Source organism: Pseudomonas sp. MAG002Y (genome assembly GCF_019400845.1).
In the GTDB taxonomy this organism is placed as follows: Bacteria; Pseudomonadota; Gammaproteobacteria; order Pseudomonadales; family Pseudomonadaceae; genus Chryseomonas; species Chryseomonas luteola.
Map to the genome: position 1 here is coordinate 161,377 of NZ_WOEJ01000012.1, position 13,192 is coordinate 174,568.

Consider the following 13,192-nt stretch of genomic DNA (forward strand, 5'->3'; position numbering starts at 1 on the left):
TTGAATCAATGGGTCACCGAACCGCCGTCGACCACAAGGGTCTGGCCGCTCATGAAATCACTGTCGGTGCTGGACAAAAACAGCAGGGCACCGATCAGATCCTGCGGCACCGCCTCGCGCTTGATGCAGCGGCTGGCAATGTTGTTGCGCACGATATCCCCGGCCCAGGCGGCATTGGCCTGGACGTTGGCGCTCATGGTCAGGCCGGGGGCCAGGCAGTTGCAGCGGATGCCGGCGTCGCCAACTTCGCGCGCTATGGAGCGAGTCAGGGCAATCACCGCGCCCTTCGACGCGACATACGCCGCCATCATCGGTGCGCCTTTGAAAACCGTTGCCGAGGCAATGTTGACGATCTTGCCGTAGCCCTGACGGCGCATCACCGGCATTACCGCCTTCGCGCACTCGAAGGAACCGCGCACGTTGACCGCCATGATCCGGTCCCATTCCGCCGAGCTGGTCTGCTCGAACGGTTTGAGTTCCAGAGTGGCGAACAACGCCGCGTTGTTGATCAGTACGTGCACACCGCTGAACTGCGCCACGGCTTCCTCGACCATGGCTTGAACTGCGGCACCGTCGGTCACGTCGCAAGCGATTGCCAGGGCCGTACCGCCCTTGTTGCGGATCGCGGCGGCGGTTTCGTCAGGCGCGTTCAAATCGCAAAGCACCACCGTCGCACCTTCGGCCGCCAGGGCCTGGGCATAAGTGGCACCGATGCCTTGCGCGGCACCGGTAATGATCGCGACTTTTCCATTCAATCTGCTCATTGCGTTTTCCTTTACTTGAGGTTGCCTTGGGTTTCCGGAATCACCACGCTGCCGATCAGGTAGATCACCGACAGGCCGGCGGCGAAAATCGCCAGCACCATCGGGATCTGCGCGGGACTGCTGCTGAACAGGGACACAAAGGTCGGCATGGTTCCACCGAGGGCGAAACCGATGTTCCAGGACAACCCGGTGCCGCTGGCACGCAGCTCGGTGCTGAAGCGTTCGTTGAGGAAGATCAGGATCGGCGCGATGATCGCCCCGGCCATGAAGGCGATGCCCACGCAATACAGCGCAGTGCGGGTCAGCGAACCCGGCTCGGCGACACCGAGGAACATCATCGGCAAGCTCACCAGGTTAATCACACCCAGTAGCATGAAGGTCTTCTTGCGACCGATCAGGTCACTCAGGTAACCGAAGGCCAGTGCTCCGACAATGGTTGCCACCGACCCGTACATGAGCAGCTGCGAAGTTTGCGTATGGGGAACTTTGGCGACCACGTTGAGCAAGGTCGGCAGATAACCGCAGGCCAGGTAATACGTTGCTCCGCCGCCGAACGTAATCAGCAGATTGACCAGCATCACGCCGCGGTACTCGCGACCAAACAGACGCTTGAGCGGCGACACGACCACTACCGCCGGCCCCTTGGTCTTGCGCGCTTGTTGCAGTTGCTGCCAGACCGGGGTTTCTTCCAGATAGCGGAACATCACCAGCCCGAAAAACGTGCTGAGCAGCCCGCAGAAGAACATGAAGCGCCAGCCCCAGACGTCAAATTCATCCCCGGGGAAAATTTCCGACAACACCAGGTAAGTGAACGACGCCAACAGCGCGCCCATGCCGGCACCGGCACCACCGATCAATCCGGACATCAGGCCGCGATAGCGCGGCGAGATGGATTCGGTGCCGATGGTGTGAGTGGAGGCCACGATGCCGCCAACGAAAACGCCCTGAATGATCCGCAAGATCAAAAACATTATCGGGGCCAACACCCCGATCTGGTGAATGGTCGGCAAGGCGCCAAATAGTGCCGTGGAAATACCGACGCCGACCATCGACACCATCAACGCACGCTTGCGGCCGTGTTTGTCGGCATACGCGCCAAAGATCGCCGAACCCAGCGGACGCACCAGTAGGGCCACGGCGAATGACGCGTATACCGCGGCCAGCGACAGTGTCGGGGTGTCGGAGGGGAAAAACATGCGGCCGATGATCGGCGTCACGTAGAGCAGAATGAACAGGTCAAACAAATCCAGCGCCCAGCCGAATGTCGAGGCAAATGCCGCGAGCAAAGCCTTGCCCGGTGGAATTTGCGGTGTATCGGTAGCGGCGTTGGTTGGCGGTGCAGTTGTTGTTGTTGTTGTCGTGGTCATGGTTGCCTCACACAAGATGTGTCTTGAGCTGGTTGGAACTATCGGGAACAGGCCGCTGGACAGCAGCAGCCACCGGTTCAATCGTGCATCTGGAGCACGCGTTGCCAGTCCTGCGGGGCCGCGTGCGCCCACTTGTCGAGTTCGACTTCCTGTTGTCCAGGCACCTGGATTCGTTTGAAGCGCATGGTCGGTGCCGACAGCGGCACCGTGGCGTCATAGCCCATCTTCGAGCCGACACCGTCACGGGTGGAGGGGTCGAGTTTCGAGCCTTGGGACTCGTGGATCAGCACCAGGTCGCGGTCGGCCTGGAAACGGGTGGCAATCGCCCACTCGACTTCGGTGGGGTCATGAATGTCCACATCCAGATCCACCACGGTGACGTGCTTGATGTCGTAGTGACCGCCCAGCGCGCCGAGGATGACGTTCTTGCCCTCACCCTCGGTGCGTTTGTCGATCTGCACATAAAGGTGATAACGACACACCCCGCCCTTGCTCAGGTGCACGTCACGCACGCACGGAAAGCTGCGGCGCAAGTACGCGAGCATGGTCGCTTCGCGCGGGATACCACCGAGCAGCAAGTGCTCCAGGCCGCCGCCGACGATGGTGTGAAAAATCGGATTGTGACGATGGGTCACGGCGTCGACTTCGATCACATGGCGCTCGGCGCGCTCGCCGTAGTACTGCGGAAACTCGCCAAACGGCCCTTCCATTTCCCGCGCCTTGGCCAGCAACCGGCCTTCGATGACGATCTCGGCATCGGCAGGCACGCGAATCTGGTTGGTGACACAGCGCGTCACCGCCAGCGGCCGGCCATGCAGCGCACCGGCAATTTCCAGTTCGTCGTGATCGATCGGCACGATGGCCTGGGACGCCAGCAAGGTCAGCGGATCAGCGCCAATGACCACCGCCACGTCCAGATCCTCTCCCAGCGCCTCGACTTCCTGAAAGAAGGCCAGCGCATGGCGTGGCAGCAGCAGTGCGCCCAGGCGATTTGGGCTGCTCACCTGCAAGCGGTGAATCGAAACGTTCTGCACCTCGGTGCGCGGGTTGCGGGTAATCAACAGGCCGGCAGTGATGTAAGGGCCGCTGTCGTGCTCGTTGTGGGTGGGAATTGGCAGCAGTCGATTCAGGTCGATCTCGCGATGCTCCACTTGCTGACAAACTGCATCGCTGACTTCGCGCCACGGCAACGGATTGAGGCTGGCCGCCTCGAAACGCGCCAACACTTCAGCGGACTCCACGCCCATGGCCTCGGCCATCCACTGCCGGTCGGACAACAGACCGGACACCACCGCGATCGAATGGCCGCCCGGCTGGGGGAACAGTGAAGCGCTCTTGCCGTCCAGACGATTGGCAATCGCTGCAACGCCGAAACGCAGGTCCACGCCGGGACGTATCATTGTCAAACGCTGCCGGCGCTGCAAATGGTCGAGCCAGCCACGCAGGCTGGCGCCTGCTGGCAGGTCCCCGGCCCTGTCGGCTTCGGGGGTGGAAAGAGTCACAGGCTGCATGGCCTTACCTCGTCATTATTGTTTTGGTGGCATGCCCGGTCACCCCGATGGCATGCCCGTTTGAATCGTCGGGATTCAGTTTCCGGTAGTGCTCGCACTGACGGGCCTGGTGCTGTCGGCCTGTTCGGGTTTGCCACCGCGCAGAAAATGGCTCAGGGTCATGATCACGAGCGGCGTGGCCAGTGCGATGTAGGCGTTGTCGATGCCATAGGGATTGCCCATCAGGAACCAGCCGATGGTGATGATCAGTGACGCGATGATGCTGATGAGCGCACCCTGCCGCGTGCCGAATGTCGGCGCGTAAAACACCATCAGCACCAGCACCGCGAGTGAAGCGCGCAAGGCCTTGGCGAGGAAGGTCACCACCAGAACGTCGGAGGCGTACAGCGCCAGTGTGATGGGCAGCAGGCCGGCGACGATGGTCGCGGTCCGGGCAAAGTTGAGATTCTTGCGATCATCCCCTCGGGGGTTGAAGAACGGCTGATAGAAGTCCTTGAGCAACAATGTGGCGATGCCCATGGTGAGCGCGGCCATGGTGCCGAACAGCGCCCCGGCCAGTCCTGCGACGACGATCCCGGCCATCCATTCGTGCATGTGCCCGAGGATTTGCGGAAAGGCCTGCAACGAGGGAATCTGCGGAAACAACACTGCGCTGCACATCCCCACCATCGCAGCGATCAGGCCGTAGGGAATCAACATCAATGCACAGTAGAAACTCGCATGTTGGGCCTTGCGCCCGTCACTGACGGTATTCACTGCCTGCACTACGTACTGGGTGGCGAACGTCGCGCCGATACCGGCCACCAGCCAGGCGAAAATCTTCGGCCAACCGACGTTGTCGACTTCGAACATCGGCGCTGGCAGTCGCGCCACCAACTCGCCCATGCCGCCAATCTTGCTCAAGGCAAAACCCAGGGCGAGGATAATCCCGGCGTACATCATTATCGCGTGCAAGACGTTGGTATAGATCACCGAACGCATGCCGCCGATGCCGACGTACAGCACCGAAACAATACCGACGATGATGATCGCCGAAGTCCGCTCGATGCCCAGCAAGGTCGCGAGCACGGCCCCGCCGCTGGCATAGATCGAGACCGCAACGATCGACAGCGCGCAGATCATGATCACTGACGTGGCGAAGCGTACCGGCTCGCCGTAAGTGCGGGCCAGCGCCCCGGAAATGGTGTTCTCGCCGAGGTCCTTGTACTTCTTCGCCAACAGCATGGAGAAGATCACGAACCCGACGCCCAGGGCGGCGATGTTCCAGGCAGCGGAAATGCCATAGGTGTAACCCGCCTGGGCCGTACCAATGCTCGCGGTAGTGCCGATGAACTCGGACATCATCAGAAAACCGATCAGCATCGCCGGAAAGTCCTTGCCTCCTGTTGTGAAGTTTTTCGCGCTTTGTGTAGAGCGTCGAACCCAGAAACTGATCAACGCCAAGACCACCATGTAGGCGGCCACGATGGTTAGTACCAGCCAGCTAGAAGCCACTAAGAGGAACTCCGATTTTTATATTTATTGGACGGATTTCGGTGCAGCCGATCTCACCCTAAGAGCCCCGCAACAGGTTTTCCATTAACGAATATTGATGCGTCCTATCAGTCTCAGTGAAGGGGCGGCAGGCCCTGCTCCGTAAGGGCGCACGCCGTTGCCGACATGCTCCCGGGCCTGCTCGCCGGTACGCATTTACTCGCCGGTGAACACGGCCACACGCTTGCTGTGAAACGCTTCGACGCCTTCCTTGAAGTCCTTGGAACTGCGCAGACGGCTGTAGCAGTGACCTTCCATTTCGATCGCGACGGTCAGCGGCGCGTCTTCGTTGTCATTGATCAGTTTTTTCGCCGTGCGCTGAGCCAGCGGCGAGAAGCGCCGCAGTTCATCGACCAGCGCATCGACGGTGCTTTCCAGTTCGGCATCCGGCACGACCTCGGTCGCGATACCCCAGGCATAGGCCTGGTCGCCCGTGATGCGTTTGGCGCGCATCACCATGTGCTTGGTGCGGGTGATACCAATGATTTTCTGCAGGCGTGCAGAGCCACCCGAGCCCGGAATCTGGCCCAGGTTCTGCTCAGGCAAGGCGTAGCGGGTGGTTTGCGAAGCAATGCGGAAATCGCAGGCCAGGGACAGTTCGAAACCGACGCCGAAGGTGTAGCCGCGGTTGGCAACGATCACCGGTTTTTCGCAACGTGCCGGTGCCGCGACGTTCCAGGCCAGCTTCGAAACGTGCTCCGGCGACGCTTCGAGGAAGCCCTTGATGTCGCCGCCGCTGGAGAAGTGTTCACCCACCGAGCGCAGCACGATGACGCGCACACCCTTGTGTGCATCGAGGGCTTCGAAGACCAGGCGCAGTTGATCGCGCTGGCCCATGGAAATGACGTTCAACGGCGCCCGGTCGAGGATGATGTCGGCGCGCTCGCGGGACACGTCGACTTCAACCTGGAAGCCATCGAACCGAGTGTCGAGAAATTGCTGGATCGCTTGTTGTTGCATGGGAATGTCCTCTGGATGATTAGCTGATGGCCTTCAAGACCTGTTCCTGGAATTGGGCCAGCAGCACGCGCCGCAGCACCTTGCCAACTGGAGATTTGGGAATCTGATCGATGAACTGGTAACGCCGTGGCCGCTTGAATTTGGCCAGGCCCGAAGCGATGCAATGGGCATCGAGGTCGCATTCCGACACCTCGGCGCGCGGCTTGATAAACGCAGCAATGATCTTGCCCCACTGCTCGTCCGGCAGACCGACCACCACCACTTCTTCCACCGCCGGGTGCAGCGACAGCATGTTTTCGATTTCCGCCGGGCTGACGTTTTCGCCGCCGGTGATGATCAAGTCATCGACGCGCCCCGTGACGAACAGATCGCCTTCCAGATCGAAGTAGCCGATGTCACCGGTGAAATACCATCCGTCACGCAACGCCTTGGCGTTCGCTTCGGGGCGATTCAGGTAGCCTTCGAACGCCTCGTCGCTCGCCAGGTCGGCGATGATCTGGCCCTCCTCCAACGGGTTGACCTGCACGTCCGCCGTTTCAGCATCGATCGGCACCACGCGTACTCGCTGGTTCATTGCACTGCGCCCTGAGGAGCCGGGTTTGCGACTGGCCTGCTGGTCGATGGTGAAGGTGTAGATTTCCGAGCTGCCGTAATGGTTGACGAACAATTGCGGCTGGAACGCCTGCTCGACGCGACGCATCAAGCCGTCGCTCATCGGCGCGCCGGCAAAGCCGATTTTCTCGACACTGGCGACTCGCTCGCGGGCAAAGGCCGGGTGTTCGATGAGCATGTGGTAGAGCGTCGGCACCAGGTACAGGTTGCTGACCTTTTCCCGCTCGATGGCCTGCAGCGTGGCCTCCACATCGAACTTCGGCACACAGACGAAATGCCCGTCGATCAGCGCCATCGACAACAACGAACGCACGCCCATGGTGTGGTAAAGCGGCATGACACCCAGCGTGCACTCGCTCTGGCGGTAGAGGTTTTGCGCGACGTGGGCCACCGCCGCGGCGCGTTCACTACGGTGCCGACGGGGCACGCCCTTGGGCTTGCTGGTGGTCCCGGAGGTGTACAGCAGCAGTGAAAAGTCTTCGGCATCGGCCTGCAAAATGATGTCGGAGGGGATCTGCGAACACAGCTCCTCGAAACTCAGGTCGGTGTCGGCGGCACGGATACCGGCGGCGATCCGTGGCAGCCTGGTGGCGGCGCTGCAACCGGCCACCGCGGCCACGGTCGCATCGTCGTAAGCCAGTGCGCGGATTTGCGCATCTTCGATGCAGTAGCCCAGTTCATCGGCAGTCGAACGCCAGTTCAATGGAGTCATGACGACGCCCGCAAACTGACAGGCCCAATGCAGGGTCGCCATCTGCCAGCGGTTCTGCATCGCTACCAGCAGTCGGTCACCGCGTTGCAGTCCGAGGCGTTGCAAGCCCCGCGCTGCGCTCTGGATATCGACGAACCAGTCTTCATAGGTTTTCTTCAACGCACCGTCACTGACCGCCACGGCGTGCGGTCGGCGTTCAACGGCAGCGAGAAAACTGCGTCCGAGATCGAACATTATTGTTATACCCCTTTGTTCGTTTGGCGCTGGGCAGCGACTTCGAGCACGGCCTGGACGATGCCGGTGTAGCCCGTGCAGCGACATAGATGCCCCGAAAGCATGTCGCGTACCTGGGTCTCGTCCGGGTTGGGTACCCGTTCGAGGAAATCCACGCAGGACATGAGAATGCCCGCAGTGCAAAAGCCGCACTGCAAGGCGTGATGACGGCGAAAGGCTTGTTGCAGGTCGCTCAGTGTGTCGTCGTCGGCCAGGGACTCGACGGTCTCGATACGCCGCTCGTGCCCCTGTACCGCGAGCATCAGGCAGGAACGCATGGCGACCCCGTCCACCAGCACCGTGCAGGCGCCGCAGACGCCGTGTTCGCAACCGACATGGACACCGGTGGCTCCGAGGTCGTGGCGCAGGAAGTCGCAGAGTTGGGTCCGCGGTTCGGCCAGCGCTTCGCGGGAGCGGCCATTGAGTTCCAGGCGAATCGGAAAGGTTTGGTCGGCAGTTACACGCATGTTCAGACTCCTTCGATCAGCTGATGACCCAGCTCGCGAACCAGTTGGCGGCGATAGGCGGCGCTGGCGTGCACGTCGTCTTGTGCATCGAGCGACCAGGCGGTTTGATTGAGCGCGTCAGGCAGCGCCGCACCCCGTGGCAGGCTGCGACGTTGCGGACGGTCGGCGACCCCGCCGATGCCGAGTTCGACCTGGTCCGTGCCGATGGCCGCGGCCAGGGAGACAATTGCAAAGTCGCCGTGGCGCATGGCGATTTCACGGAAGCGATAGGTGATGCCTTCGCGCTTGAGCGGAAAACGCACCTCGACGACGAGTTCATCCGCACGCTTGTCGGTGGTGAGAATGCCTTGGAAGAAGTCGGCGGCCTTGACGATGCGCTTGCCTTTTTTGGACTCGAGAACGATCTCGCCGCCCAGTGTCACCAGGCACAGCGGCAACTCGGCGCTCGGGTCGGCGTGAGCCACCGAACCGCAGACCGTACCGCGATTACGCGTCTGGAAGTGGCCGATCCAGGGCATCGCCAGTGCCAATAAAGGCACCTCGTCCATCAGGGTCGAACGCGCCAGCAACTGCGCCTGTCGCACCCCGGCACCTACCGCCAGGCAATCCTTGCGCAGCTCGATATAGGCCAGCTCGGCCACATGATTGATATCGATCAGCAACTTGGGTTGAGCCAGGCGCATGTTCAGCACCGCCATCAGCGATTGGCCACCGGCGATGATGCGAGCTTCCTGGCCGTACTCGGCGAGCAGCTCAACCACCTGACGCCGGGTGTCAGCCCGAACGTAATCGAAAGCAGCCGGTTTCATTGCGCACCTCCCTTGCCAAACAACGCGCCAAGAGAGGCCCGCAGTCGCGCCCACCAGCCGGTGGAGATGGCTTGGCCGCTGACCCGTTGCGAAAGGCGAGTAAATATTTGTCCGATGATCACTTTCGAGGCCCCTTGCAACATTCGGCCGCCGACTGCGGCGACTTTGCCGCTGACCGCCACCTGGTATTGGTACTCCAGACGTGTGTGGCCATTTTCCAGTTCAACGAAACGCACCTGGGCCTGGCCTTGGGCCGATCCCATGGAGCTGCTGCCGGATCCCGACAGACGCAACGAATGCGGCGGGTCCAGATCACTCAGGGCAACCTTGGCCTCGAAGCGCGCGCGGATCATGCCGACGCCAACGGTGACGTCTGCGCGGTAACGGTTTTCGCCGTCGAGCACGAGGTCGTGGCAACCGGGAATGATCGCCGCCAGCGTCTGCGGGTCAAGCAAGGTATCGAACACCTGTTGCGGCGAGGCAGGAATCACCACCGAGTCGTTGGCCCGCAGTGCCGGTCCACCGGCGGCTGCGTCGAGGTTGTCATCGGCTTCCATACCGGCGGGCCGTGGCGGTTCGTCGATGCCAATGAGCGTGCGTACTTTCGATGGCGTCAGTGGCAGACGGATGTCCGAGCGACCGAGAGCGTCGGCCACCGCGTTGGCGATGCACACCGGCGTGCTCATATTGTTGCCCTCGCCCACCCCCTTGGCGCCCAATGGGGTAAATGGCGATGGCGTGTCCATGTGCAGGATCACCGGTTCGATCACTTCCGGTGCGGTCGGCACCAGATAATCGGCGAAGGTCCCGGAGAGGAAGCTGCCGTCCTCGCCATAGGCGAACTCTTCCATCAGCGCCGCGCCGAGGCCCTGGGTGAAGCCACCACGAATCTGTCCATCGACCAGTGCCGGGTTGAGCAGGCGGCCGGCGTCATGGCAGGTGACGTAGCGATCGATGTGGATCTCGCCGGTCATGCGGTCGATTTCCAGACCACAGATGTCGAAGATAAAGCCGTAGCACAGTGAGCTATTGACCTGATCCTGGTCGTCCGGCGCCACCAGTTGCGGCGGACTCCAGAAGGCGGTTTCGCGCAGGCCGCCGCTTTCACCTCCCGGCAGCAGGCCCGGCGACCAGTGGGTCGCACCGGCAATCCGATGGAATGGCGCCACCGCCCCGCCATTGACCACAAAAATCTTGCCGCCGGCGAAACGAATATCTTCGGGACTGGCCTGCAACTGCTCGGCGGCAATTGCGGCGAGGCGATCGCGGATCTTCAGCGCGGCCTTGTAGACGGCACCGGCCACAGCGCCGGCGAAGCGGCTGGAATAGTTGCCCGAGGCAATCGACCAGGCGTCTTTCTGAGTGTCCAGTTCGACGTTGACCACGATGGATTCCAGCGCAACCCCCAGCACTTCGGCGACGACCTGCGCCACGGTGGTTTGATGGCCTTGCCCTTGCGGTGTCGAGGACACGTGCACGCTGACGTCACCCAACGGGCCGACGTTGATGGTAGCGGTGGCGACAGCGCCGTTTTTCGGACCGGCCTTGCGCCGTTCTTCGGGTGTCATCGCGGTGGTGATGTAGCCCATGTTGGAAATCGATGGCTCGATGACTGCGGCATAACCGATGCCATAGATTCGGCCTTCGGCACGCGCCTGATTACGGCGTCTGAGCAAATCGTCGAGACCGCCATCAGCCGCCGCCAAGGCAATGCCCGCCTGGTAATTGCCGGAATCGAGCAACGCACCGGCGGCCGCTTGATAAGGAAAGGCATCGGTCGGCACTAGGTTGCGGCGGATCACGTCCAACGGATCGAGCTTCAACTGCACGGCGATATGTTGCAGCAACCGCTCCAGGGCAAAATACACCTGCGGGCCACCGAAACCACGGTTCAGGCCGGAAGGGGTCTTGTTGGTCAGCACCACCCGGTTGCGCACTTGTACATTGCGGATCGCGTAGGCGCCCGTTAGGTTGCCGTGCATGCGGTAGAACGTCGCCGGCTCCGGCGCTCTCAGGTAGGCGCCACAATCTTCGATCTGGTCATAACGCAAAGCGGTGATTCGGCCATCGGCTTCTACCGCCGCTTCAATTTCGGTCACCCGATTGGTCGCCGAAGAAGCCCCCTGAAGATGTTCCAGGCGGTCCTCGACCCACTTCACCGGTGCCCCGACCTTGCGTGACGCTAGGCCCATCATCACCACGTAAGGGAACACACCTTGCTTGATGCCAAAGCTGCCACCGGAATCTTTCGGTGTGCGCAAACGCAAGCGGTTGCCGGGCACATTCAGTGCCCGGGCCATGACCGTGTGTAACGCATAGGGGCCCTGGAAATTTGCCAGCACGTCATAAATGCCAGTGGCGCGCTCGTACTGAGCCAGCACCACATAGCATTCGATGGGTGTGCAGGAACTGCGCGGAAACTTCACTTTGAGCGAGACCTTGTGCGGCGCCTGCTCGAACGCCTGCTCCGGTTCGCCATAACGAAAGTGCCGTTCGTTGACCACGTTGCTACCGACTGCTTCGTGCAGGATCGGCGCCTGGTCGGCAGTGGCCAGTTCAGGATCGATGATCGGGGGCAGCGGCTCGTATTCAACGCGCACACCTTCGATGGCGTCTTCGGCCAGATAGCGACTCTCAGCGATCACCACGGCCACCGGCTCTCCGACGTAACGCACCTTGTCGACGGCAACGCACCAGTGCTCCATCGGCTGACGCACACCCACCGGAAACGGCAGCGCCCAGCGTTTGACGTCTTCGCCGACCAGCACGCCGTGCACGCCTTTCATCAGCAACGCTGCGGAAAAATCCACCGACGTTATCCGGGCATGAGCGTGGGGTGATCGGATGATCGCCGCGTGTAGCGTTCCAGGAGGGATCGCAGCGTCATCGGCATAGCAGCCAAGGCCGCGCAACAATGCGGCGTCCTCGATACGGGTCTGACGGGCACCGATGTGGCCGGTCTGGCTTTCGGTAGCAGGTTGGAAACTAGTCATTTTTTTCGCGGCTCTTGTTGTTATGCAGCGCGATAGCGTTAGAGCCGAGTGTGTGAGAAAGGCGCAGGGAGCGCCTTGCCTGGAGAAAGGGAGTTCTGCGCTGGGGTCTGAAAATTTGCCTTAGCGTCTGATTTTCAGGTCTGGGGCCCGACAGAGTTGCCGGTCAGGGATGGGACGCGGGATGGCTCCGGAAAAGCCTCGATTTCTGCATAGGGCATCGGTTTGGCAAAATAATACCCCTGAAAAACATCGCAGCGACTGCCCTTCAGAAATTCCATCTGAGATGTCGTTTCCACGCCTTCGACGGCCACCGTCAGGCGCAGGTGATGGGCCATGGAAATAATGCCTTCGGTGATCGCTGCATCGTGAGGGTCGGTGGCGATTTCCCGGATGAACGAGCGGTCGATCTTGATCTTGTCGATGGGTAAACGCTTGAGGCTCTCAAATCCCGTCATTGCTTGAGTAGGCGGAATCACTCAGGTCAAATGCCATTCAGGTGGGGCATTCTGAAAAATATCGAGTTGCATGATCGAAGCCCAAGCTATCAATCAGTAATCGATAGTGATTCGCCTGGCGGCCTTCCATCAAGTGCGGGCATTGGATCAGTTTGGACTTCGGCAAGAAGAACCGTCCACGCCTCACTGGCGAGTTTTTGACAAGATACTGCTTCATCCCACCGGAAGCCTGACAACTCATCGGCGACTACCAACATCATGAGGTGATTTGTAGTCGCGTCGAGGTCGAGCAAACGTTTGTGCGCATTGAAACGAAAATCTTCGTTGAATTTCATTTGGGCATTTCCGCTATAGGTATTGCCCGATTCTCGGGCAGTGGTTCCTGTTTTCAATATGGCACCTATTGACGTGTCCAAACGTACGTAAGCCTACGCAATACGAATCTTGTGCTGTTAACTTCTTGAGCGTTTGCTTATGGTCGAGAGCTACCAGCTGAGACCAGCAGGTTTACCCGGACTTCACCGCTGATGACCCTGCGAACTTCGGCTGCAAACGATCGGCGGCCTGTATGAGGTCGAATGGCGAGTGCGGGACATATGCGCGCAGGATCGCTGGCGAATATTGCAGGGCAGCTAGCCAATTGGATAATGCCACGAGGTTACAGAGATCTGATCTACGAGGTGATCAACAGCAAAACTCCGCTAGATTTAGTAAATTTTCCAGCACAACACCTTGA

General features: G+C 60.7%; 11 protein-coding genes. All 11 read right to left on the minus strand.

Annotated elements, in window-relative coordinates:
* Positions 1–5 precede the first annotated feature (5 nt).
* Positions 6–764 (minus strand): SDR family NAD(P)-dependent oxidoreductase, encoded by a 759-nt coding sequence (locus GM154_RS17740; protein WP_010799156.1) that lies wholly within the window; start codon positions 762–764, stop codon positions 6–8.
* A gap of 11 nt (positions 765–775) precedes the next feature.
* Positions 776–2,131 (minus strand): MFS transporter, encoded by a 1,356-nt coding sequence (locus GM154_RS17745; protein ID WP_258019891.1) that lies wholly within the window; start codon positions 2,129–2,131, stop codon positions 776–778.
* A 77-nt stretch (positions 2,132–2,208) separates the two neighbouring features.
* The gene (locus tag GM154_RS17750) at positions 2,209–3,642 is read right to left on the minus strand and encodes a UbiD family decarboxylase (protein ID WP_219652951.1); all 1,434 of its coding nucleotides are present in this window, start codon (positions 3,640–3,642) and stop codon (positions 2,209–2,211) included.
* A 75-nt stretch (positions 3,643–3,717) separates the two neighbouring features.
* Positions 3,718–5,136 carry a sodium:solute symporter family protein gene (locus GM154_RS17755; RefSeq protein ID WP_219652952.1) on the minus strand — a complete coding sequence of 473 codons (1,419 nt, stop codon included), beginning with the start codon at positions 5,134–5,136 and terminating at the stop codon, positions 3,718–3,720.
* Positions 5,137–5,331: 195 nt separating this feature from the next.
* Positions 5,332–6,135, minus strand: a complete 804-nt coding sequence (locus tag GM154_RS17760; protein ID WP_196122360.1) for an enoyl-CoA hydratase/isomerase family protein — start codon at positions 6,133–6,135, stop codon at positions 5,332–5,334.
* A gap of 19 nt (positions 6,136–6,154) precedes the next feature.
* Positions 6,155–7,693, minus strand: coding sequence for an AMP-binding protein (locus GM154_RS17765; protein WP_010799161.1), 1,539 nt, complete (start codon positions 7,691–7,693; stop codon positions 6,155–6,157).
* A gap of 5 nt (positions 7,694–7,698) precedes the next feature.
* Positions 7,699–8,199 carry a (2Fe-2S)-binding protein gene (locus GM154_RS17770; protein ID WP_008060977.1) on the minus strand — a complete coding sequence of 167 codons (501 nt, stop codon included), beginning with the start codon at positions 8,197–8,199 and terminating at the stop codon, positions 7,699–7,701.
* Positions 8,200–8,201: 2 nt separating this feature from the next.
* Entirely contained in the window at positions 8,202–9,008 is an 807-nt protein-coding gene (locus tag GM154_RS17775) for a xanthine dehydrogenase family protein subunit M (protein ID WP_010799162.1), read from the minus strand.
* Positions 9,005–12,001 carry a molybdopterin cofactor-binding domain-containing protein gene (locus GM154_RS17780; RefSeq protein ID WP_010799163.1) on the minus strand — a complete coding sequence of 999 codons (2,997 nt, stop codon included), beginning with the start codon at positions 11,999–12,001 and terminating at the stop codon, positions 9,005–9,007. The genes GM154_RS17775 and GM154_RS17780 overlap by 4 nt, the downstream gene beginning before the upstream one ends.
* A gap of 134 nt (positions 12,002–12,135) precedes the next feature.
* Positions 12,136–12,477, minus strand: a complete 342-nt coding sequence (locus GM154_RS17785) for an EAL domain-containing protein (RefSeq protein WP_256205769.1) — start codon at positions 12,475–12,477, stop codon at positions 12,136–12,138.
* Positions 12,478–12,545: 68 nt separating this feature from the next.
* Positions 12,546–12,791: a hypothetical protein gene (locus GM154_RS17790; RefSeq protein WP_010799165.1), complete on the minus strand. Its 246-nt coding sequence runs from the start codon at positions 12,789–12,791 to the stop codon at positions 12,546–12,548.
* Positions 12,792–13,192 lie beyond the last annotated feature (401 nt).

Bases quoted from the DNA above. Each gene is read 5' to 3' on its own strand.
- GM154_RS17740 (WP_010799156.1), bottom strand. From the start codon at position 764: ATGAGCAGATTGAATGGAAAAGTCGCGATCATTACCGGTGCCGCGCAA.
- GM154_RS17745 (WP_258019891.1), bottom strand. From the start codon at position 2,131: ATGACCACGACAACAACAACAACAACTGCACCGCCAACCAACGCCGCT.
- GM154_RS17750 (WP_219652951.1), bottom strand. From the start codon at position 3,642: ATGCAGCCTGTGACTCTTTCCACCCCCGAAGCCGACAGGGCCGGGGAC.
- GM154_RS17760 (WP_196122360.1), bottom strand. From the start codon at position 6,135: ATGCAACAACAAGCGATCCAGCAATTTCTCGACACTCGGTTCGATGGC.
- GM154_RS17765 (WP_010799161.1), bottom strand. From the start codon at position 7,693: ATGTTCGATCTCGGACGCAGTTTTCTCGCTGCCGTTGAACGCCGACCG.
- GM154_RS17770 (WP_008060977.1), bottom strand. From the start codon at position 8,199: ATGCGTGTAACTGCCGACCAAACCTTTCCGATTCGCCTGGAACTCAAT.
- GM154_RS17775 (WP_010799162.1), bottom strand. From the start codon at position 9,008: ATGAAACCGGCTGCTTTCGATTACGTTCGGGCTGACACCCGGCGTCAG.
- GM154_RS17780 (WP_010799163.1), bottom strand. From the start codon at position 12,001: ATGACTAGTTTCCAACCTGCTACCGAAAGCCAGACCGGCCACATCGGT.
- GM154_RS17790 (WP_010799165.1), bottom strand. From the start codon at position 12,791: ATGAAATTCAACGAAGATTTTCGTTTCAATGCGCACAAACGTTTGCTC.